Source organism: Labrys wisconsinensis (assembly GCF_030814995.1).
Lineage (GTDB): Bacteria > Pseudomonadota > Alphaproteobacteria > Rhizobiales > Labraceae > Labrys > Labrys wisconsinensis.
Genome location: NZ_JAUSVX010000017.1, coordinates 73447 through 93726, shown reverse-complemented (window position 1 = coordinate 93726; position 20280 = coordinate 73447). Strand labels below are relative to the sequence as shown.

Below are 20280 nucleotides of genomic sequence, written 5' to 3'. Positions count from 1 at the left end.
GAGCGCGGGGCATGGCAGGGGTCTCGCTCAGCAAGGTGGTCAAGCGCTACGGCGCCTTCGAGACCATCCACGGCGCCAGCCTGGCGGTGGAGGACGGCGAGTTCGTGGTGTTCGTCGGGCCTTCGGGCTGCGGCAAGTCCACGCTGCTGCGCATGATCGCCGGGCTTGAGGACGTCTCCGGCGGCGAGATCGCCATCGGCGGCCGGGTGGTCAACGATGTCGAGCCCAGCGAGCGCGGCGTCGCCATGGTGTTCCAGTCCTACGCGCTCTACCCCCACATGACGGTCGAGCAGAACCTCTCCTTCGGCCTGCGCATGACCGGCAACCCCAAGGCCGACACCGAGCGGCGGGTGCGGCGCGCCGCCGGGATCCTGCGCATCGCCGACCTGATGCAGCGCCGGCCGCGCCAGCTCTCCGGCGGCCAGCGCCAGCGCGTCGCCATCGGCCGGGCCATCGTGCGCGAGCCCGACGTGTTCCTGTTCGACGAGCCGCTCTCCAACCTCGACACCGAGCTGCGCGTGCAGATGCGCGTCGAGCTCTCCCGGCTCCACAAGGAGCTCGGCACCACCATGATCTACGTCACCCACGACCAGACCGAGGCGATGACCCTCGCCGACCGCATCGTCGTGCTCCGGGACGGCCATGTCGAGCAGATCGGCCGCCCCCTCGAGCTCTACGACGACCCGGCCAACCGCTTCGTCGCCGGCTTCGTCGGCTCGCCGAAGATGAACTTCCTCGCCGCCGAGGTGGTGGACGCCGGTGCGGGCACGGTGACGCTCGCCCTCGTCAACCATGCCGGCCTGCGCCTGACCAAGGCGCTGGCCGGCCCGCCGCCCGAGCGCGGCAGCCGCCTGAGCCTCGGCATCCGCCCCGAGCATTTCGCCGCGCCCGGCCAGGGAGCGGCCGATCTCACGCTCGGGATCGACGTGGTCGAGCATCTCGGCTCCACCAGCTACGTCTACGCCAGCGCCGCCGGCGAGCAGATCGTCGTCGAGCGCGACGAGCAGCGCCGCAGCGGCGGCGCCGACAGCCTCACCGTCGCCATCCCCGCCGACGTCGCCCTGCTGTTCGACGGCGCGGGCCAACGCCTGCGCTGATCGCAGCGCCATGAAAGAACCGGTCTTTGAAGAGGACATCGCCGTGACCCAAGACATCCTGCGCTGGGGCATCATCGGCCCCGGCGGCATCGCCAAGGCCTTTGCCGGCGGCCTCGCCCATTCGCGGACCGGCAGGCTGGTCGCCATCGCCACCCGCGACCCCGGCAAGGCCGGACTCGCCGCGGATTTTCCCGGCGCCCGCATCCTGGCCGGCTACGAGGCCCTGCTGGCCGATCCGGAGGTCGAGGCCGTCTATGTCGCCACGCCCCATCCCTTCCACGCGCCCTGGGCCATCCGGGCGGCCGAGGCGGGCAAGCACGTCCTGGTGGAAAAGCCGCTCGGCCTCACCGCCTTCGAGGCCGACGCCATGTTCCACGCAGCGCGCAAGGCCGGCACCTTCATGGCCGAGGCCTTCATGTATCGCAGCCATCCGCAGACGGCTCGGCTGGTCGAGCTCGTCCGCGCCGGCGCCGTCGGCGAGGTCCGCCTGATCCGCTCCAGCTTCGGCTTCGCCATGCCGTCCTTCGCGCCGGAGCACCGCCTCTATGCCAACGACCTCGCCGGCGGCGGCATCCTCGACGTCGGCGGCTATCCCGTGTCGATGGCGCGGCTGATCGCCGGCGCAGCCACGGGCCGGCCCTTCCTCGATCCCGTCGCGGTTGCCGGCGCCGCCCGTCTCGGCCGTTCCGGCGTCGACGAATGGGCCTCGGCGGTCCTGACCTTCCCCGGCGGGATCATCGCCGACGTGTCCTGCTCGATCTCGCTCGCCCAGGACAACGTGCTGCGCATCTTCGGCACCGAGGGGCGGATCGAGGTCAGGGACTTCTGGTTCGCCGGCGGCAAGCAGGGCGGCGTCGGGCGCATCGACATCGTCGGCCGGGACGGTGGCGCCCGCACGGTCGAGGTCGACGAGCCCGGCTGGCTCTATGCCTTCGAGGCCGACGCCGCGGCCGAGGCGATCCGCGCCGGGGCGCAGGAGCTCGCCGCGCCCGGCATGAGCTGGGCCGACACGCTCGGCAATCTGCGTGTCCTCGACCGCTGGCGCGCCGCGGCCGGCCTCGAATACGACATCGAGAAGGCCTCCCGCCGCACCGCCACCATCTCCGGCGCACCGCTGAAGCGCGGCGGCGCCATCCCCAGGCGGCGCCTCGCCGGGCTGGCGCGCGAAGCCTCGGTCGTCGCGCTGGGCTTTGAGGATTTCCGCAGCTTCTCCTCCGGCGCAATCCTGCTCGACGCCTTCTTCGAGGCGGGCGGCAACCTGTTCGACACCGGCTGGATCTATGCCTCCGGCTATACCGAGACGCTGCTCGGCGAATGGCTCGCCAGCCGCGGCGTGCGCGAGGAGGCCGTGGTGATCGGCAAGGGCGCGCATACGCCGCTGTGCTATCCCGAGGTGATCGGCCGCCAGCTCGCCCAGACCCTGGAGCGGCTCAAGACCGACCATGTCGACGTCTATTTCATGCACCGCGACAATCCGGACGTGCCGGTCGGCGAATTCGTCGACGCGATGGACGCCGAGGTGCGGGCCGGCCGCATCCGCGGCCTCTTCGGCGGCTCCAACTGGACGCGCGAGCGCATGGACGAGGCCATCGCCTATGCCGAGCGCGCCGGGCGGCAAAGGCCCGGCGCCCTGTCGAACAATTTCGCCCTGGCGCAGATGCAGGACGTGATCTGGGCCGGCTGCGTCTCCTCCTCGGACGAAGCCTGGAAGGCCTGGTTCAAGGCGCGCCAGATCCCGAACTTCGCCTGGTCGAGCCAGGCGCGCGGCTTCTTCACCGAGCGCGCCGGCCGCGACGGGCGCGGGGATGCCGAGATGGTCCGCGTCTGGTACAGCGAGGAAAATTTCGCCCGCCGCGACCGCGCCGTGGCGCTCGCCCGCAGGCTCGGCAAGGATCCGATCCACGTGGCCCTCGCCTATGTCCTGCACCAGCCCTTCCCGGTGGTGCCGCTGATCGGCCCGCGCACCCTCGCCGAGCTCGACAGCAGCATCGCAGCCCTCGACATCGCCCTGACGCCGGACGAGGTGCGCTGGCTGGAGGCAGGCGGGGATTGAGGAGCGGCTCGATGCCGCTCCGAGCGGAGGCGCGATCGATTGCGCGCCCCCTAGCCGCGGGCAACGTCGACGGCTAAACCTGCGGAATGTTCACGCTCGCACATTTCTCCGACCCGCATATCGGCCCCCTGCCCCGCGCCATGGTGCGCGAGCTCGCGGGCAAGCGGGTGCTGGGCTGGCTCAACTGGAACCGCGGCCGGCGCGACGTCCATCGCATGGACGTGCTGGAGCAGCTCCTCGTCGACCTGCACGCCCAGAAGCCGGACCACATCGCCCTGACCGGCGACGTGGTCAATCTCGCCCTGCCCGGCGAGTTTCCGGCGGCCCGCCTGTTCCTCGAGCGGGTCGGCGCGCCCGACCACCTGTCGCTGGTGCCCGGCAACCACGACGCCTACACCAAGGGCGGCGCGGTGCGGCTGCTCTCGGCCTTCGATCCCTGGATGCGCGGCGACAACAGCGGCGCCCATCCCCTCGACGAGGCCGAGCGCTTTCCCTATGTGCGCATCCGCGGCAGGATCGCGCTGATCGGCCTGTCGACCGCCGTGCCGACGGCGCCGTTCATGGCGACCGGCAAGCTCGGCCTCAGGCAGATCTCGCGCCTGCGCGATGCGCTGGAGCACTTGGGCCACGAGGGCTATTGCCGCGTGGTGATGCTGCACCACCCCGTTCGCCGCCAGGATGCCGGCCCGACCGCCATGCTGATGGACGCCGACCGCCTCGCCGCGGTGCTGCGCGAGACCGGGGCCGAGCTCGTGCTGCACGGCCATATCCACACCGGCCGCGTGCACCGCGCCAACGGCCCGAGCGGACCGATCCCGGTGGTGTGCACGCCCTCGGCCTCGGCCGCGCCCGAGCGGGCGCGCTGGCCGGCCTCCTACAACCTGTTCTCGATCAGCGGCGAGGCCGGCGCCTGGCACATCGGCCTCACCGTGCGCGGCTTCGTGGCCGCGGGCCACCCGCCGGAGGAGCTGCGCCGCCAGCGGTTGAGCTAGGTCCTGGAATTGGAGGGATCGACGATGTCCCCCGGCGTCTCCACGCCAGGCTGCAGGATGCGCACCATCAAGAGCTCGTCCGCATAGCCCGAGGCGTCCTTCAGAGCCCGCGGCTCGATGCCGTAGACCGCGAAGCCCGCGGCCCGATAGAGGGCGATCGCCGCGGCGTTGCTCCGGAGCACGGCCAGGTGCAGCTGCTCGACCTCGCCCCGGGCAGCGGCGATGACGGCCGCGATCAGAGCCGCGCCGACACCGCGGCCGCGCAGTTCGGGCGCAACGAACATGCCGAAGACGAAGCCCTTGTGGCTGTCCTTCGGCCCGTTGGCACGCCAGAAGCCGGCCATGCCGCCGATGCGCCCGCCGTCATAGGCGCCGAGCACGGCCGAGGTCGCGAGCCGCTCGGCAAAGGCGGCGAGCGGCCGCTCCACCTCGAGCGCATGGACGGACCCGAACGCCTCCGGAGCCGTCAGCAAGGCAGCGAGGCGGATGGCGCGGAAATCCTCTGCGTCGGCAACGACGAGACGGCGGATCGTGACAGCCTGCATTGCCGATCCCCTATTCCCTTGTCGGCGGCGACCGACGGGCGGCATGGACGAGAGCGAGGATCCAAACCGTTTCCTCGACGATTTCATAGACGAGACGATAGTTCTCGTGGACGACCAGCTCGCGGGTGCCCGGGATTCGTCCCACACGCCCGAACCTTGGATAGTCCGCCAGCCTCGCGGCAGCCTCGCTGAAAAGTTGATCCATGCGCGCTGCTGAACGGGGACTGTCGGTCGCGATGGAGTCCCACACGTCGGCGCGGTCCAACTCCGCCTCCGGCGTCCAGATCACCCTCACGTCCGGCGCATGGCTTCGTTGCGTCGCCTGGCGAAATCGGCCTCGACATCATCGTTCGGACGGCCGCGGCCGGCGGACACCGAGGATCGCGCGGCCGCCACCTTGGCGCGCAGGAACGCGTCATAGTCCTGCTCGTCCTGGTGGCGCTGGATGTAGTCGCGCATCAGCTCCCGCACCACCTGGGATGCCGGCCGATGCGCTGCCTCTGCCGCAGCGACGAAGGCATCGCGCAGCTCCGGTTCCAGCTTCAGGGTGAAGACAGCTTCCTTCGCCACGCCGCTCTCCGACCTCTCATGATGAAAACGTATAGACGTTTTCATCACATCGATACAGGTCTACGTCGCAGCGTCGGCCCGATACTCGCGCCAGCCCCGCGCGCGCAGCTCGCAGGCCGGGCAGGTGCCGCAGCCATGGCCCCAATCGTGGCGTCGCCCGCGCTCGCCGAGATAGCAGGTATGGCTGTCCTCGACGATGAGGTCGACCAGCGGCTGCCCGCCGATCGCCTCGGCCAGGGCCCAGGTCTGGCGCTTGTCGATCCACATCAGCGGCGTGTGCAGGACGAAGCGGCGCGCCATGCCGAGGTTGAGCGCGACCTGCAGCGCCTTGATCGTATCGTCGCGGCAGTCGGGATAGCCGGAATAGTCCGTCTCGCACATGCCCCCGACGATGTGCCGCAGCCCTCGGCGATAGGCGAGCGCCGCCGCGAAGGTGAGGAAGACGAGGTTGCGGCCGGGCACGAAGGTGTTGGGCAGGCCGCCCTCGTCCATGGCGATGGCGACCTCGCGGGTCAGCGCCGTCGCGGAGATCTCGCCGAGCGCCGCGAGGGGCACGGTGTGGTCCGGGCCGAGCCGAGCCGCCCAGTCCGGCTGCATCGCCGCCATCGCCTCGCGCAGCCGCGCGCGGCAGTCGAGCTCGATGCGATGGCGCTGGCCGTAGTCGAAGCCGACGGTCTCGACGGTTGCGAACCGATCGAGCGCCCAGGCCAGGCACGTGCTCGAATCCTGGCCGCCGGAAAACAGCACGAGCGCGCCTTCGTCCATGCCCTCTCCTCCCCCAGCCGGTCGCGACACCTCAGCGCCCCTCATAGTCCGCCCAGGATTGCGGCGTCTCGTAGACGGTCACCGCGGCGAGCTGCGGCATCAGCGGCTTGGTCCGGTCCCAGATCCAGATCGCGATATTCTCGGCGGTGGGATTTTCGAGCCCCTCGACCTCGTTCAGGCAATAATGGTCGAGCCGCGCCAGCAGCGGCCCGAACGCCGCCTCCACGTCGAAGAAATCGGCGACGAAGCCGGTATGCGGGTCGACCGCGCCTTCCAGGCGCAGCTCGACCCGGTAGGAATGGCCGTGCATGCGGCGGCAGCGGTGGCTTTCCGGCACGTGCGGCAGCCAATGCGCGGCCTCGAAGGTGAAGGCCTGGGTGATCTTCATCGGATTCCGGTCCATTTATGGGTCTGGAGGCTCAGCCGCCATTGCGGATGGGCGAGGCAATAGGCGATGGCGCGCTCGGTGTTCGCCGCGACGTCGGGCCCGTCCATCGGCTGCAGCGAGAAGCGCTCGAAGGGCAGGCCGGCATAGCGCTCGGGCGGCGCCTCGGCCTGGGGATAGACCAGCTTGAGCTCGTGGCCGCCGCGGATCGCCAGCTCCGTGCTGCCCTTCGGGCTGACGCAGACCCAGTCCAGCCCGGCCGGCGGCTCGAGCGTGCCGTTGGTCTCGACCGCGATCTCGAAGCCCTCGCGGTGCAGCGCCGCCACCAGCGCCGCATCGAGCTGCAGGAGCGGCTCCCCACCGGTGAGGACGCAGAAGCGCTCCTCCCGCCCCGGTCCCCATTCCGCCGCCAGGGTGGCGGCGAGCGCCTCCGCGTCGGGGTAGCGCCCGCCCCGGGTGCCGTCCATGCCGACGAAATCGGTGTCGCAGAAGCGGCACTGCGCGCCCGCCCGGTCCGCCTCGCGGCCGGACCAGAGGTTGCAGCCGGCGAAGCGGCAGAACACGGCGGCACGGCCGGCCTGCGCGCCCTCGCCCTGCAGCGTCAGGAAGATCTCCTTCACGGCGTAGCCGCTCATGCCCTGGCTCCGATCCCGCCGGCCCGATCGAATGGGGGCCGGCTTTCGCGCATGCCGTATAATCCGCGCGCCGACGGCTTGAAACCGGTTTGTCGGCATGGCTGCCTTAAGCGGGACGCAAGAGATCGCAGTCCCTGCCGGGACTGCAAGAGGCTGCAGTCCCGTCGCGGCCGGCGCGAAAACTGCGTCGGATCACCCGGCGCGCGATGCTTTCGCCCTCGCAGGAACATCGCCGCGCCATCTTGTTCTTAACATCTGATTGACCATGCTCGACCTTCGTCGCCGAGCCGCTATGATATGCCTCGGAGACTTCTGCTTATGGAATATCGCACGCCGCCGTCCACCGAGCCGCCCAGCCTGCGCGAGGCCATCCGCAAGGCGCGGCTCGACGACGCCGAGCGTGCGGCCGCGATCGCCGACCTGCGCGGGGTCGAGCTGGCGCGCCTGGAGGTGCTCAGCGACCTCCTGGCGCCGGTCTTCGCCCAGCTTCCCGAGGGCGTGGACCTGTTCGACCACGGTCTCGTTCCCGGCGAGCACCCGCGCCTCTATGTCGACATGCTCGCCTATGTCGAGATGGCCCGCGGCACGCGCGAATATCGTTTCGTGCAGGATACGCGCTGGGGCCAGCGCCTGATGGCCGAGAGCGAGGACGTCGCCTCCATGCGCGCGACGGTGACCAATTACGTGGCGCTGCGCCTGATCGAGCGCGAGAAGGCCTTGCGGTCGGACAGCGTCGAGGGGCGGCTCAACCGCGCCGAGCGCGGCAAGCCGCTCGACGCCGACGCGGCGGAGGCACGCCTGCGCGCCGGGCTGGCCCAGGCACAGGCCACGCAGGCCGCCCCGGCCGCGCCCTCCCCCCCGGCCGACGCCGGGCCGGAGCGCCAGAGCCAGTGGCGGCGCAAGCTCGACGCCGTCGTCTGGCTGCTGATCGGCGCCTTCCTGGGCGTGGTTGCCTATGCCTTCGCGTGGCCCTGGTTCGTTCAGCGCGCGCTATAGCAGGCCGCGCCGCGCCAGGTTGCGCATGAGGTGGCTGGTGCCGAAGGTCCAGGGTGCGGCCTCGTTCGAGCGGACGATGCGGTTGGTCAGCGCGCCCAGCTCCCGGGCCGCGATGGTGACGATGTCGCCGACCTTGTGGGTGAAGCCCCTGCCCGGCGCGTCGCGATCTTCCACCGGCGCGAACATCGTGCCGAGATAGAGCATCGCCCCGTCGGGATATTGGTGGTTCGGGCCGATCATCTGCGCGACGAGATCGCCGGGGTCGCGGCTGATCCGGGCGATCGAGCTGCTGCCGGTCATGCGGAAGCCGTCCTCGCCCTCCACCGTCAGCGTCACCTCGGTGCGTCTGACATGGTCGAGCGAGAAGGTGGAATCGAACAGGCGCAGGAACGGTCCGAGCGTGGCGGAGGCGTTGTTGTCCTTGGCCTTGCCGAGCAGCAGCGCCGAGCGGCCCTCCACGTCCCTGAGGTTGACGTCGTTGCCCAGCGTGGCGCCGACGATCCGGCCGGCCGAGGAGACGGCCAGCACCACTTCCGGCTCCGGATTGTTCCAGGTCGAGACCGGATGGATGCCGGCGTCGAAGCCGGTGCCGACGGCGGCCATGGGCTGCGCCTTGGTGAAGATCTCCGCATCCGGCCCGATGCCGACCTCCAGATATTGCGACCACACGCCCTGGGCGATCATCACCTCCTTCAGCCGTGTGGCCTCGGCCGAGCCGGGCCTGAGCCTGGCGAGGTCGTCGCCGACCAGCTTGACGATCTCGGCCCGGATGGCGGCCGCCGCGCCGGCATCGCCGCGGGCGCGCTCCTCGATCACCCGTTCCAGCATCGAGACCACGAAGGTGACGCCGGCCGCCTTGATCGCCTGCAGGTCGACCGGCGCCAGCAGCCAGGGCCGGCGCGGGTCGCGTGCCTGGGCCGGCGTGTTGGCCAGGATCTCGGCGATGGTGCCGACCGGCTCCGAGGGCGCCGCCTTGGCCGCCTGGGCGGGATTGCGCGCCTCGGCGAGGTCGCGCACGGTCGGGAAGGTGCGGGTAATGTCGTGCAGCGTCTCGCCCTTGGCCACCACCACGGCCGGGCCGTCCGCCTCCGGCAGCCAGACGCGGCCGATCAGGGTTCCGGCGGTGCCGTCGACGGGAAGGGTGTTTTCGAGCGTGAGGGTCAGGGGCATGGCAGGACTTCCGGATGGGACCCTGCCTTAGACCAGAACTGCGCTGCCGCGTCCATCTCCGCGCCGGACGCGGTGCCGGAGCCGGCACGCGGCGGCCTTGACTTCGGCGAGGCGGCACTGGCACTTCGCATGCAGGAGGAGGCGCCATGACGGATGCGTTCGAGCGCGAGGGCGGCTGTCGCTGCGGCGATGTCCGCTTCCGGATCACGGCGCGGCCGCTCGTCACCATGGCCTGCCATTGCCGCGGCTGCCAGCGCATGAGCGGCGGCCCCTATTCGCTGAGCGTGGCGGTGCCGGCCGCCGGCTTCGCGGTGATCGGAGGAGAGACGGTGATCGGCGGCGTCGGCGAGCCGGCCATGCATCACCATTGCCCACGCTGCAAGAGCTGGCTGTTCACGCGCCCGCCCGGCCTCGATTTCATGGTCAATGTCCGCACACCCATGCTCGATGATCCAGCCGGCCTGGAGCCGTTCGTCGAGACCATGACCGCCGAGCGCTTCCCCTTCGCCGTCACCGGCGCGCGCCACGGCTTCGAGCGCTTTCCCCCCGACGACGCCTGGGAAGGGCTGGTCCGTGCCTATCAGGGGCAGGGATAGGCGGGCATCCGCTCAGATCGAGAACAGGTGCCGATAGTCCTCGGGCGTGTCGACGCTGGATTCGTAGACCGGGTTGCGCGTGGCGAAGGGGGCGGCCGCGTCGGGATGGGCGGTGACGAGATCCGCCGCGGCGAGGTCGACCCCCGCAGCGGCAAAACCGGCCGGCACCACCATGGGATAGCCGCGCACGCCCTGGCGCACCGGCACGAGGACCCGCATGCGCCCGCCGGCGAGCCAAGCCTCGATCAGCCCGAGGATCTCGCGACCGGTGAGCCGCGGCTGGTCGCCGATGCAGACCAGCGCGGCGATGGCGGGGTCGGCATAGGCCAGCCCCGCGGCGACGGCAGCGCCCTGCCCCGCCTCCGACCCGGAATGGACATAGGCGACGGGAAGCCGGTCCAGCGCCTCGCGGATCCGCTTCTCCTGATGGCCGGTCACGACCACGACGCGGGGCAGCACGCCGCGCACCGTCTCGACCACATGGCGGATCATCGGCCGCCCGGCCACCTCGAGCAGCAGCTTGTTGCTGCCCATGCGCCTGGAGGCGCCGCCGGCCAGCACCACGCCGGCGAAGCCCTCGAGGATGAGGTCGTCCTCGTCCATGGCCCGATTCCAAAATCATGCGGGCCGGAGTTCCCGTCCGGCCCGCATGTCCTGCCGCAGCTTATAGCACGGCCCGTCCGCGAGTCGCCGAAGCACTGCGCCGTCGGCCGGGATTTCCGATCGCGGACCGGAGCCGTGGTCCGGCCGGAGGCATGGGCCAGGCGCGGTCCGGTCTCCGGATTCGGGACTCGCCCAGCGCCTGCCGGTTAAGATTTCCTTTCCGAATTTGCCGGCATTGTCCGCGCATGTTGCGTCGTGTTGCGTCCATCGTCATCGCCGTCGGTGCCGTTGCGAGCGTTGCCGCCTGCGGGACCTTCTTCACCTCCGAGGAGCGCGAGCCCTGGCGCGCCGAGGTGGAGGCCGCCTGCCTGGCCTCGGGCGCGGTGCACGAGAGCGCCGGCATCCGCATCGCCAAGCCGATCGAGGGCCCGGGCACCTGCGGCCTCGACCATCCCTTCCGCGTCGCCTCGCTCGACGGCACCGGCCCGTCCGCCGCCTTCGCGTCCATGCGCCCGCCGGCCCCGGTGCCGGACGACGGCGCGCCGGCACCCGATGGCGCGCCGCCGGCCATGTCCACGCCGCTGCAGCTGCCGGACGGGCCCCCGCCGCAATCGAGCTATCAGGACCTCGGCGGACCGCAGGGCGGCGCCCTGCCCGGCCTGCCCGCCGCGCCGGCCGTGCGCATGCGCGACGGCGGTCCCTTCGCGGTGTCGCTGGACCGCAGCGTCGTCCTGTCCTGCTCGATGATCCCGGCCCTGACGCGATGGCTCGCCACCGATGCCCAGCCGGCGGCGCTGGCGAATTTCGGCTCGCCGATCGTCGAGATGACCTCCTTCGGCAGCTATTCCTGCCGCCGGCGTGACAATGCCAGCCATGGCCGCATGTCCGAGCACGCCTATGCCAATGCCATCGACGTCAAGGGCTTCAGGCTCGCCGACGGCCGCGAGACCACGGTGCTCAGGGGCTGGCGCGGCTCGCCGCAGGAGCGCAGCTTCTGGCGCGACGTCGCCTATGGCGCCTGCCGCACCTTCACCACCGTGCTCGGCCCCGGCACCTCGGACGGCCTGCACGAGAACCACCTGCATCTCGACCTCGCCCGCCACAGCGCCGCGCGCCAGCTCCATGTCTGCCGCCCGCGCGTGCCGGCGGACTGGGTCGCCACCGCCCAGCGCAGCGGCATGCAGCCGGCGGCTCCCGAGTTCACCGGCTCGATCGTCGACCCGATGAAGGGCGAGGACGACCAGTAGGCCTGCGCGCCGGGTCGGCCTCCCGCGACGCGATCCGGCCGGCGGGACCGCGCGGCATGGCCGACGCGTCGAGCACGCGCTCGCCTTGCGGGGTGGCGGGAACGACTGAGCCGCGGTCAGATGCGATAGTACTTCTCGGCGTTTCCGGAGAACAGCTTTTCCTGTTCCTGGCTTGAAAACGAAGCCACGATCTCTTCGAAGGCGCGAAACAGCACTTCAAATGAGCTGTAAAGCTTATCAACAGGAAAGTTGCTGGCGAACATGCAGCGATCCGCGCCGAAAATATCGATCGTCTCAAGGACGAGCGGACGGATCGAAGCGACAGTCCAGTGCCAATCAACCATTCCCAAACCGGAAATCTTGGTGCTGGTGTTGTCGCATTCGGCCAAAGCGCGCATGCCTCTTTGCCATGTTTCCAAGCCTTTGCCGCGCTGGTGAAAGGGCATGCCGGCATGGTTCAAGATGACGAGCGTGTCCGGGAACTGCGAAGCCAGCTTTGCGGCCGCCTCGAGCTGCCAGGGATAGACCTGCAGATCGAAGCTCAGTCCGTGCCTTGCGAGCTGCCGATAGCCGTCGAGCCAACGGCTGTCCGTCATATAATCGGGACGGTCGGTGAAGGTGAGGAGAGGATCCGGATCCCAGTTCAGGATCTGTCTGACACCGCGAAGCTGAGGATAGCGCAGCTGCTGCTCGAGGTGTTCGGCAAACGCCGGATCGTGCAACCGCGCTCCCGCGACGATGGCGTTGGGATAACCGCTCTCCCCTGCTCGATCGGCCAGCCAGGCCGTCTCCGCCAGGAGATTCTTGCAGCCGCCGTCCACGTGGACGGTCTTGCGGATATCGAAGGCCGCCGTGTCGGCGAGATAGTCACCAGCCAGATAGGGCTTTGCTATCGGCGCGACGTCGCCGGCGACAGAGCTCGGGTAGGGCGGACCACGAAGCCAGGGATAGTCCTCAACCCGGGGATCCCACAGATGATGATGCGCATCGACGACTGTTCGCATGAACGCCTCGGAAGAGAGTCTGTCCTTAGTATCGCGGCCGTTTGGTATCGTTATCTGCAGGGCGACTGAGATCTCACGCGCTGCTCCGCCACTTGAGCTCATAGCCGACATCGACGATCTCCGGCTCCGAGGTTTCACCGAGAAGCCGTCGAGCCAGAATTTCGGCAGCTCGCCGCCCCATCTCGAAGCCGCGGATCTTCACGGTGGTCAGATCAGGGGTGATGATCGATGCCGCCTCGACATCACCAAAGCCTGCGATCGCGACGTCGCCGGGCACTTTTACGCCGCGGCGGCCGCATGCCACGACGGCGCCGATGGCGATGAGCTCGTTGGTGCAGAACAGGCAGTCGATCGATGAATTGTCCCGAAGAAAGTCCGCGACGACATTCCCGCCCTTCAGGGAACTATCGAGGAAGTTGTAGTAGGGAACGACAATCGACGGACCTGGATGGATGCCGGCGTCTTTCAGCGCAGCGAGATAGCCTTCCGTGCGTTCGCCGGCGCGGTTGCCCGGGATCACCGGACCCGTTGCCAGGGCGAGCCGCCGGTAGCCTTTGTCGAGCAGGCCCCTGGTCATGTCGTAGGCGGCCTGAAAATTCGAGAATCCAACAATAATATCAATTGGATGTGTGGTCTGGTCCCAGATCTCGGCGACCGGCACCCCGGCCGACCGGAGCAGGCTGCGCGCCTGAGGCGTATGCTTCACGCCTGCAATGATGATGGCGTCCGGTCGGCGTTGAACAAGAGCCGCGATGACTTTTTCCTCGCGCTCGATGTCATAGGAGGATTCGCCGATCATCAGTTGATAATCGTAGGCATCGAATGTGTCGGTGATGCCCCGGACCGTCTCGGCGAAGACCGAGCCCGTCAGGGTCGGCACGATAACCGCGATGATGCCCGATCGTTGGGAGCGCAGGCTGCCGGCGACCTGGTTCGGCACGTAGCCCAGGCGGGCTGCAGCGGCATGGACGGCATCGCGCGAGGCGACCGCGACGGTTGGCTCCCCCCTCATCACGCGGCTGGCCGTCATGGTGGAAACGCCTGCCGAACGCGCGACGTCGATCAGTCGCACCCGTCGCTCCTTGCGCCGACTCTCCGCCATGCCCGCCTCATGTCCGCCCTTCAGACTCTCAACCTAGTCCTTCCACACTGCCGTTGACAATCCCATTTGGTATCGATACCTCTATCCGAGGTAACGATACCTCGGGAGGAGAAGCATGCCGCGTCACGCGTGGGTCCTCGAAGTGCGCCCCGGCTTTGAGGACGAATACAAGAGACGGCACGACGAAATCTGGCCGGAGCTGGTCGAGGAGATCCGCCGCGCCGGCCAACGGAACTACGCGGTCTTTCGCCACGGCCTCACCCTGTTCGGCACGTTCGAGTGCGACGACATCGAGAAGGTCTATGCGGTCATGAAGGACAGCGAGGTCTTCAAGCGGTGGGGCGCCTTCAACGCCAACATCATGAAGGCGGAGATCAACCCCGAGACCGGCTATCCCTATCTTCTGCCGAAGGCCTGGGAGCTTGAGGGGTGAGCGCGCGGCGTGCCCTCGGAAGGTCGGGCGTGAGCGTCGACGTGCTCGGGTTCGGCGCTGTGCCGCTCGGCAACCTCTATCGGGCGTTGCCGGAACGCGAGGCGGCCGCGACGGTCGAGGCCGCGATCGAAGCTGGAATCCGCTACTTCGACACGGCGCCGCTCTACGGCTTGGGATTGAGCGAGCGGCGGCTCGGTCTCTACCTCAGCGGCCTGCCGCGGGACGAGTACGTGCTTTCGACCAAGGTGGGACGTCGCCTCCACCCATCGGCGCGCGCGCGGAACGCGGGCATCTTCGTCGATTCACCGCCATTCCGCGACGAGTTCGACTTCTCGCGTGACGGGATCCTTCGGCAGGTCGAGGACAGCCTGCAGCGGCTGGGCGTCGACCGCCTCGACTGCGTGGTCCTCCACGATCTCGGCCTCTGGCACATGGGGAGCACGGAGATTGTCGATGCTCACTTCCAGTCGCTCGAACAGAGCGGGCTGCAAGCCCTTCGCGAGCTCCGGAACAATGGCGTCATCAGGGCGATCGGAGCCGGGGCCAACGAGCTCACGCTCTGCGATCGGTTTCTGGCTCTCGGCGAGCTTGACTTCATCCTGCTCGCTCTTCGCTACACGCTTCTCGACCAGAGCGGCGGCGAGTTCCTCGGACGCGCTCACGACAGCGGCGTGAGCATCGTCGTCGGCGCGCCGTTCCAGTCGGGAATTCTGGCGACCGGCGTCACACCGGGCGCCCATTACAACTACTCGACGACGCCCCTTGAGATCACACGCAGGGTCGAGCGGCTGCAGGCGGTCTGCCTTGCGCATGGCGTCCCCCTCAAAGCGGCGGCCCTGCAGTTTCCGCTGCAAAATCAAGCGGTCTCGTCCGTGCTCGTCGGAATGGGCGGCGCCGGCGAAGTGACAGAGAACCTCGCCATGACCAAGGCGGACATTCCGGAGACGCTGTGGCGCGCACTGAGGCAGGAGCGCCTGATCAACTGACGGCTTACGAAGCGAGACGTGATCTCGCAAACAATGAAACGGGGAGGACTATCGTGAGAGAGAAAATCCATCTCTTGGCAGCATCGGCGCTTGCGCTTTCGGTGTGGTCGAGCGCGGCCGGCGCGGCCGACAAGAAGCTCACCATGACGCTCCTGAATGCCTATTTCCAGGACGAGTTCTGGCAAGGGTGCAATGTCGGAGCCAAGCGGGCTGCCAAGGATATCGGGGCTGATCTGACCTTGCTCGACGGCAACTACTCCATGGAGACGCAGGTCAACCAGATCGACACGACGATTCAGAAGGCACCCGCCGCGATGATGATCGCATCGATCGATTCGAGTGCTGTCGTGCCTGCCCTCAAGCGGGCCATGGCGCGCAACATCCAAGTCTACGCCTTCAACACGGCCGTTCCGAACACGACGCTGACCGCAACGGTGGCCATGGACGAGAGCGCGACAGGTGCGGCGGCTGCAAAGCGCATGATCGGGCTCTTGCAGAAGCGTGCGGCGGAAACAGGCCAAAAGGCCTACCGGCTGGTTCATCTGGTGGGCGCAGTCGCCACGGAACCGGTGCGCTTGCGCAGGGAGGGTTTCAACAAGGTCATCCAGGCGCCGATCGAGGGCATCACTGTCGACATGGTCGAGGTCGTCACCAATTGGAAGCCGGAACCTGCGGTCAGCGGCCTTCAGGATGCGATGACGCGCGGGCCAGTCGACGCGATCTTTACGGAGAGCGACTTTCTCACGCCCTTTCTGATCCCCGTGCTGAAGCGCAATGGCTACACCGACAACAAGGGCGCAAAGCATGTGCTCATCGGCGGTCTCGGCGGCATCCCAGGCGGGCTGAAGGCCATTCGGGAGGGTTGGCAGGAATTCTCGCTCAACTATCCGATCGACGGCATGTGCGCCAGCAATGTCTACCTCGCCAACGAGTCGCTCGACGGCAAGCCCTTCGCGCAGGCTTGGCAGGGCGTCATGGACAAGGCTGGCGTGACCACGAACGCCCCCCGACTTATCGACGACAAGGCGACCGGGCCGACCGTCCTTCTGACGGCCAATCCAATCGACGCCTCGAATGTCGACAGCAAGATCTTCTGGGCGAACACGTACAAGGAATGAGGCATGTCGTCGAAATCGGAAGCCCTCCTCGTGAGACCTGCCGCTGACGCTTCTGGTGCGAAAGGGATTGTCGCAACTGTCGGGAAGATCATTCTCCTCAATCCCATCCTTCCGATTTTGGCGGTCGCTCTCCCGCTGTTTGCCGCGTTCGTTCCCTTCTACGCCACGACAACCAACCTGCAGAACCTGTTGCTTGCCTCGTCGATCCTTCTGCTGCTGTCTTGCGGCGGTGCGCTCGCCATGATCACGGGCAACATCGACTTGTCCGTGGAGGGGACGCTCTGCTTCTCCTCCATGTTCATCGCATGGCTGATGATGCCGGCGCCGGTTGGCGCCGGCGTCGAGTTGTCGCCTCTCCTTTGCATCCCGCTCGGGATTGCGATCGGCGTCGGCATCGGAATGCTGAACGGCCTGCTCGTCCAGGGACTCGGCGTCAACCCGTTCATCGTGACGCTGGGCATGCTGCTGACCCTGAAGGGCGCTGCGGCGATCCCGACGCAGGCGACCACGGTCTATACTCTTCCGAGCGTCTATAGCTGGGTCGGCTACAATGAAGTCTTCGGCGTCAGCTGGATCGTGATTGTTTCCTTCACGGTCTGCCTGATGCTTGCCTGCTGGTTGAAGGCTTCGGTCATCGGTCGCCACATCTACGCTGTCGGCGGCAATGTAGAGGCAGCGCGCGAGAACGGCATCTCGCCCTTCAGGACGGTCACGATCGTCTATGCGCTTTCGGGAGGCCTGGCGGGATTGGCCGGCTGGTTGAATGCGGCGCGCCTCGACTCGGCATCGGCGAATTCGGGAGACGGCATCACCTTCACGGTCTTCGCGGCAATCATCATCGGCGGCATCGCCCTGTCGGGTGGAGCGGGCAGCCTCTGGGGCGTGCTGGGTGGCGTGATCCTCCTGTCGTCGATCGACAATGTGCTCAATCTGGTCGCGGTCAACCCGCTCTATCTGAATTTCGTTCGCGGCGCGGTCATCATCGTCGCCGTGCTGCTCATCGTCATCCGGCAGAGGTTGGCCGCTCGGCTCGGCCTGCAGGAGGCGGCCGCATGACGCCTTTTCTCGAGGTCAGAAATGTCAGCAAGTCCTTCGGCGGCATCGCCGCCCTCAAGGGCATCAGCTTCGAGCTGGCAGCTGGGGAAGCCGTTGCCCTGATGGGTGGCAACGGAGCGGGGAAGTCGACCCTCGTCTCCCTGCTCTCGGGGCTGTTGCGGCCCGACATCGGCAGCATCTGCATCGAGGGCGCCGACCGTGTCCTCTCCGACCCGCAGCAATCGCGCGAGGCCGGCATCGAGACCGTCTTTCAGAATCTGGCGCTGTGTCCGAACCTCAACGCGCCCGGGAACCTCTTTCTCGGGCGCGAACTCTATCGAGGCTTTGGCCCCTTCAAGATTCTCGATCGCAAGGCGATGGAGAAGGTGACCGTTGCCACGTTGCAGGATCTCGGCGTCAATGTCCCCGACATGAGAGCCCCGACCAACCGCTTCAGCGGCGGTCAGCGCCAGGCGCTCGCCTTCGCGCGGGCCGTCAGGGGAAAGTCGAAGCTGCTGATCCTCGACGAGCCAACGGCGGCTCTCGGCGTCGAGGAAAGCGCCAATGTCGTCAAGACAGTCCAGCGGCTGCGCAAAGAACGCAACATCGCAGTGCTGCTCATCACCCATAATCTCGAAGAGATGCGGTCGATTGCCGATAAGGCCGTCGTGCTGAGGCGAGGACACCATGTCGGCTCAGTGCTGCTCAAGGAGACAAGCGATGACGAGATCGTCGCGCGTATCACGGGTTCCTTTGGTGCCAAGGCCGGAGTGGCTGCGTAATGCTCAACGGAGCTGAATTTGCAGATGATCACCCCCTGATCGTCGAGGATGCGCGTGTCCGGTTGTTTCGGCTGCCTCCGAGCGTGCCATGGGAAGACGCGACGCACCGGGTGCCGGCGCTCGAGATCGTCATCCTCGAGCTGACGGTCAACGGCAAGATCGCACGAGGCTTCAGCTACACGGTTGGCGTTGGCGGAACAGCCATCCGCTCGCTCCTTCAGGATTACTGCCTGACAGAGCTGATCGGGCGCGACGCGCGCTACGTCATCGCCGCCGCACATGGCCTGTTCCATCATCTGCTCCGCACAGGCATGGGAGCCATCACGACGCTGGCGCTCGCGGCAATCGACGTCGCCCTGTGGGAGGTGCGAGCGCAAGCATCCGACCGCCCGATGTTTCTCGAATTGGGCGGGCACGCCTCGTCAATCCCCGCCTATACCAGCGGCATTGACCTCTACATGACCTCAGAAGAGCTGGCCTCGACGCAGATGGCGCTCAAGGCGGATGGATATCGCTGGTTCAAGATCAAAGTCGGGCACCCCGACATCAGCGTCGACGTGGAAAGGGTCGCGGCGGCTCGTCAGGCCATCGGACCGGACTGCAAGCTGGTGGTCGATGCGAATCAGGCGTGGGACCTGGGCGAAGCCATCAACCGGTGTCGCGCGTTCGAGTCCTACGACATCGGCTGGATGGAGGAGCCCCTCAAGACCGGTGATGTCGGCGACCACGCGAACCTCCGGCGCAAGACGTCAATCCCGATCGCGCTTGGCGAGAGCCTCTATACGATCGAGGACTTTCGCCGCTTCCTGATGGCGGATGCGATCGACATTGTTCAAGCCGACATTGCCCGGGTCGGCGGCTTCAGCCCGTGGATCAAGATCGCCAGTCTTGCCGCGGCGTGGAACAAGCCGGTTGCACCACACTATTTCGTCGAGCTCTCGATCCATGCTCTTTGTGCCGTGGACAACGGCCTCGTGCTCGAGAACGTCCGGGGCGGGTCGCTCCACGAGCTGGGCCTGGCGCGCCAGCCGGTGACGATTGTCGAAGGGCTCGCCCATGCCGAGCGGATCGCGGGCCATGGCGTCATCTTTGGCTTCGAGGACAACGCCCGGCACGAGGTGCCGTTGGCGGACTATTCTTTCGGTCATGTGCGGACGCGAAAAAGTTGATGTCGCTTGGCGTCGCATGGTCGGGGCAGCGGGCGACGGCATGTCCCTGCTCGGTCTCGGCGCGGCGCCAGCCTTCCGCTCCCTGGGGAGAACAGCGCGGCAGTTTGCAAATGCCGCTGGACGCCTTATCCAGCCATCGGCGCTCCTCATCTCCAGGGACCTCGCATGCCTCTCCGGCGCAGCCTCCTCGCTCTGGCGGCCCTCGCCCTGCTCGCCGCGCCGGTGGCGGCCGAGGACGGGCCGTGCCGCGCCCTCACCTATGGCGGCAAGGCCTTCACCGTCTGCACCGCGGACCTCAGGCACGACACCATCCGCCTGTTCTGGAAGGGCGCCGACGGCGAGGCGCTCGGCTCCTTCGCCCGGCTACGCGAGATGCCCGAGGGCGGCCGCCTGACCTTCGCCATGAATGCCGGCATGTACCGCCCGGACCTGTCGCCCGCCGGCCTCTATGTCGAGAACGGCCGCGAATGGGTGCGCGTCAACACCGCCAACGGCCCCGGCAATTTCCACATGAAGCCGAACGGCATCTTCTATGTCGACAAGGACGGCGCCGCCATCGTCGAGACCGGGCGCTATCTCAGGCTGCGCGCCCAGCCCGGCTTCCGCCCGGAGCTCGCCACCCAGTCCGGCCCGATGCTGGTGATCGCCGGCCGCCTCCATCCCAAGATCTCCGAGAGCGGCACCTCCGCCAAGATGCGCAACGGCGTCGGCGTGCAGGACAGGGGCACCGCCGTCTTCGCCATCTCCGAGGAGCCGGTCACCTTCGGCGAGTTCGCGCATCTCTTCCGCGACGCCCTGCACTGCCCCGACGCCCTGTTCCTCGACGGCAGCATCTCCGCCCTCTACGCCCCCACCCTCGGGCGCACCGACAGCCTGCGGCCGCTCGGCCCGATCGTCGGCGTGCTGCCGCGCGAGTGAGCCCGACGGCACACGAGCGCGCCCTGCGACAAAGAGCCTCGTCCGCAGACGCAGGCGCCCGCGCCCGCCCCGCCCGGAG

General features: G+C 68.0%; 23 protein-coding genes. 13 read left to right on the top strand and 10 right to left on the bottom strand.

Features of this window, described 5'->3' with window-relative positions; translation table 11 throughout:
• Window positions 1-11: 11 nt before the first annotated feature.
• The 3 genes from QO011_RS33075 (at window position 12) to QO011_RS33065 (ending at window position 4142) form a co-directional block, all read left to right on the top strand.
• Window positions 12-1097 (top strand): ABC transporter ATP-binding protein, encoded by a 1086-nt coding sequence (locus QO011_RS33075; protein WP_307282156.1) that lies wholly within the window; start codon window positions 12-14, stop codon window positions 1095-1097.
• A 10-nt stretch (window positions 1098-1107) separates the two neighbouring features.
• Window positions 1108-3150, top strand: a complete 2043-nt coding sequence (locus QO011_RS33070) for an aldo/keto reductase (RefSeq protein WP_307282154.1) — start codon at window positions 1108-1110, stop codon at window positions 3148-3150.
• An 86-nt stretch (window positions 3151-3236) separates the two neighbouring features.
• Entirely contained in the window at window positions 3237-4142 is a 906-nt protein-coding gene (locus QO011_RS33065) for a metallophosphoesterase family protein (RefSeq protein ID WP_307282152.1), read from the top strand.
• On the opposite strand, the gene QO011_RS33060 is transcribed toward QO011_RS33065, so the two are convergent.
• From QO011_RS33060 to queE, 6 genes are read right to left on the bottom strand one after another with little or no spacing between them, the layout of a single operon-like run.
• Entirely contained in the window at window positions 4139-4687 is a 549-nt protein-coding gene (locus QO011_RS33060; protein ID WP_307282150.1) for a GNAT family N-acetyltransferase, read from the bottom strand. The two genes, QO011_RS33065 and QO011_RS33060, sit on opposite strands and share 4 nt — an antisense overlap.
• Before the next feature lie 10 nt (window positions 4688-4697).
• Window positions 4698-4976, bottom strand: a complete 279-nt coding sequence (locus tag QO011_RS33055; protein WP_307282147.1) for a type II toxin-antitoxin system RelE/ParE family toxin — start codon at window positions 4974-4976, stop codon at window positions 4698-4700.
• A gap of 2 nt (window positions 4977-4978) precedes the next feature.
• Window positions 4979-5257 carry a ribbon-helix-helix protein gene (locus QO011_RS33050; RefSeq protein WP_307282146.1) on the bottom strand — a complete coding sequence of 93 codons (279 nt, stop codon included), beginning with the start codon at window positions 5255-5257 and terminating at the stop codon, window positions 4979-4981.
• 60 nt (window positions 5258-5317) lie between these two features.
• On the bottom strand, window positions 5318-6022 hold the full coding sequence (gene queC, locus QO011_RS33045) for a 7-cyano-7-deazaguanine synthase QueC (RefSeq protein ID WP_307282144.1): 705 nt from the start codon (window positions 6020-6022) through the stop codon (window positions 5318-5320).
• 31 nt (window positions 6023-6053) lie between these two features.
• On the bottom strand, window positions 6054-6410 hold the full coding sequence (queD, locus tag QO011_RS33040) for a 6-carboxytetrahydropterin synthase QueD (protein ID WP_307282140.1): 357 nt from the start codon (window positions 6408-6410) through the stop codon (window positions 6054-6056).
• Entirely contained in the window at window positions 6407-7042 is a 636-nt protein-coding gene (queE, locus tag QO011_RS33035; protein ID WP_307282137.1) for a 7-carboxy-7-deazaguanine synthase, read from the bottom strand. Before queE ends, queD begins: the two co-directional genes overlap by 4 nt.
• A 318-nt stretch (window positions 7043-7360) precedes the next feature.
• On the opposite strand from queE, the gene QO011_RS33030 reads away from it, so the two are divergent.
• Window positions 7361-8038 (top strand): hypothetical protein, encoded by a 678-nt coding sequence (locus QO011_RS33030; RefSeq protein ID WP_307282133.1) that lies wholly within the window; start codon window positions 7361-7363, stop codon window positions 8036-8038.
• Here the strand turns inward: QO011_RS33030 and QO011_RS33025 are convergent.
• Complete coding sequence (locus tag QO011_RS33025) at window positions 8033-9208, bottom strand: fumarylacetoacetate hydrolase family protein (protein ID WP_307282129.1); 1176 nt, start codon at window positions 9206-9208, stop codon at window positions 8033-8035. The two genes, QO011_RS33030 and QO011_RS33025, sit on opposite strands and share 6 nt — an antisense overlap.
• 146 nt (window positions 9209-9354) lie before the next feature.
• Between QO011_RS33025 and QO011_RS33020 the strand changes: the two genes are divergently transcribed.
• Window positions 9355-9804, top strand: a complete 450-nt coding sequence (locus QO011_RS33020; RefSeq protein WP_307282126.1) for a GFA family protein — start codon at window positions 9355-9357, stop codon at window positions 9802-9804.
• Between the two features lie 12 nt (window positions 9805-9816).
• Here the strand turns inward: QO011_RS33020 and QO011_RS33015 are convergent, their stop codons facing one another.
• Window positions 9817-10407: a nucleotidyltransferase family protein gene (locus QO011_RS33015; protein WP_307282123.1), complete on the bottom strand. Its 591-nt coding sequence runs from the start codon at window positions 10405-10407 to the stop codon at window positions 9817-9819.
• 245 nt (window positions 10408-10652) lie between these two features.
• Here QO011_RS33015 and QO011_RS33010 point away from each other — a divergent pair, with 245 nt between their 5' ends.
• Window positions 10653-11654: an extensin-like domain-containing protein gene (locus QO011_RS33010; protein WP_307282120.1), complete on the top strand. Its 1002-nt coding sequence runs from the start codon at window positions 10653-10655 to the stop codon at window positions 11652-11654.
• A 116-nt stretch (window positions 11655-11770) separates the two neighbouring features.
• Here the strand turns inward: QO011_RS33010 and QO011_RS33005 are convergent, their stop codons facing one another.
• Together QO011_RS33005 and QO011_RS33000 are read right to left on the bottom strand one after the other, a co-directional pair.
• Entirely contained in the window at window positions 11771-12658 is an 888-nt protein-coding gene (locus QO011_RS33005; protein WP_307282118.1) for an amidohydrolase family protein, read from the bottom strand.
• A gap of 73 nt (window positions 12659-12731) precedes the next feature.
• Entirely contained in the window at window positions 12732-13730 is a 999-nt protein-coding gene (locus QO011_RS33000; RefSeq protein WP_307282116.1) for a LacI family DNA-binding transcriptional regulator, read from the bottom strand.
• A 145-nt stretch (window positions 13731-13875) separates the two neighbouring features.
• On the opposite strand from QO011_RS33000, the gene QO011_RS32995 reads away from it, so the two are divergent.
• The 7 genes from QO011_RS32995 (at window position 13876) to QO011_RS32965 (ending at window position 20201) form a co-directional block, all read left to right on the top strand.
• Window positions 13876-14193: an L-rhamnose mutarotase gene (locus QO011_RS32995; RefSeq protein WP_307282114.1), complete on the top strand. Its 318-nt coding sequence runs from the start codon at window positions 13876-13878 to the stop codon at window positions 14191-14193.
• 29 nt (window positions 14194-14222) lie between these two features.
• A complete protein-coding gene (locus QO011_RS32990; RefSeq protein ID WP_307282111.1) occupies window positions 14223-15179 on the top strand; it encodes an aldo/keto reductase in 957 nt (318 codons plus the stop codon).
• Between the two features lie 53 nt (window positions 15180-15232).
• Window positions 15233-16297 (top strand): sugar ABC transporter substrate-binding protein, encoded by a 1065-nt coding sequence (locus QO011_RS32985; RefSeq protein ID WP_307282109.1) that lies wholly within the window; start codon window positions 15233-15235, stop codon window positions 16295-16297.
• A 3-nt stretch (window positions 16298-16300) separates the two neighbouring features.
• Window positions 16301-17353 carry an ABC transporter permease gene (locus QO011_RS32980; RefSeq protein WP_307282106.1) on the top strand — a complete coding sequence of 351 codons (1053 nt, stop codon included), beginning with the start codon at window positions 16301-16303 and terminating at the stop codon, window positions 17351-17353.
• Window positions 17350-18114, top strand: coding sequence for an ATP-binding cassette domain-containing protein (locus tag QO011_RS32975; RefSeq protein ID WP_307282103.1), 765 nt, complete (start codon window positions 17350-17352; stop codon window positions 18112-18114). The genes QO011_RS32980 and QO011_RS32975 overlap by 4 nt, the downstream gene beginning before the upstream one ends.
• Complete coding sequence (locus QO011_RS32970) at window positions 18114-19283, top strand: mandelate racemase/muconate lactonizing enzyme family protein (RefSeq protein ID WP_307282100.1); 1170 nt, start codon at window positions 18114-18116, stop codon at window positions 19281-19283. Before QO011_RS32975 ends, QO011_RS32970 begins: the two co-directional genes overlap by 1 nt.
• A 165-nt stretch (window positions 19284-19448) precedes the next feature.
• The gene (locus tag QO011_RS32965) at window positions 19449-20201 is read left to right on the top strand and encodes a phosphodiester glycosidase family protein (RefSeq protein ID WP_307282097.1); all 753 of its coding nucleotides are present in this window, start codon (window positions 19449-19451) and stop codon (window positions 20199-20201) included.
• Window positions 20202-20280 lie beyond the last annotated feature (79 nt).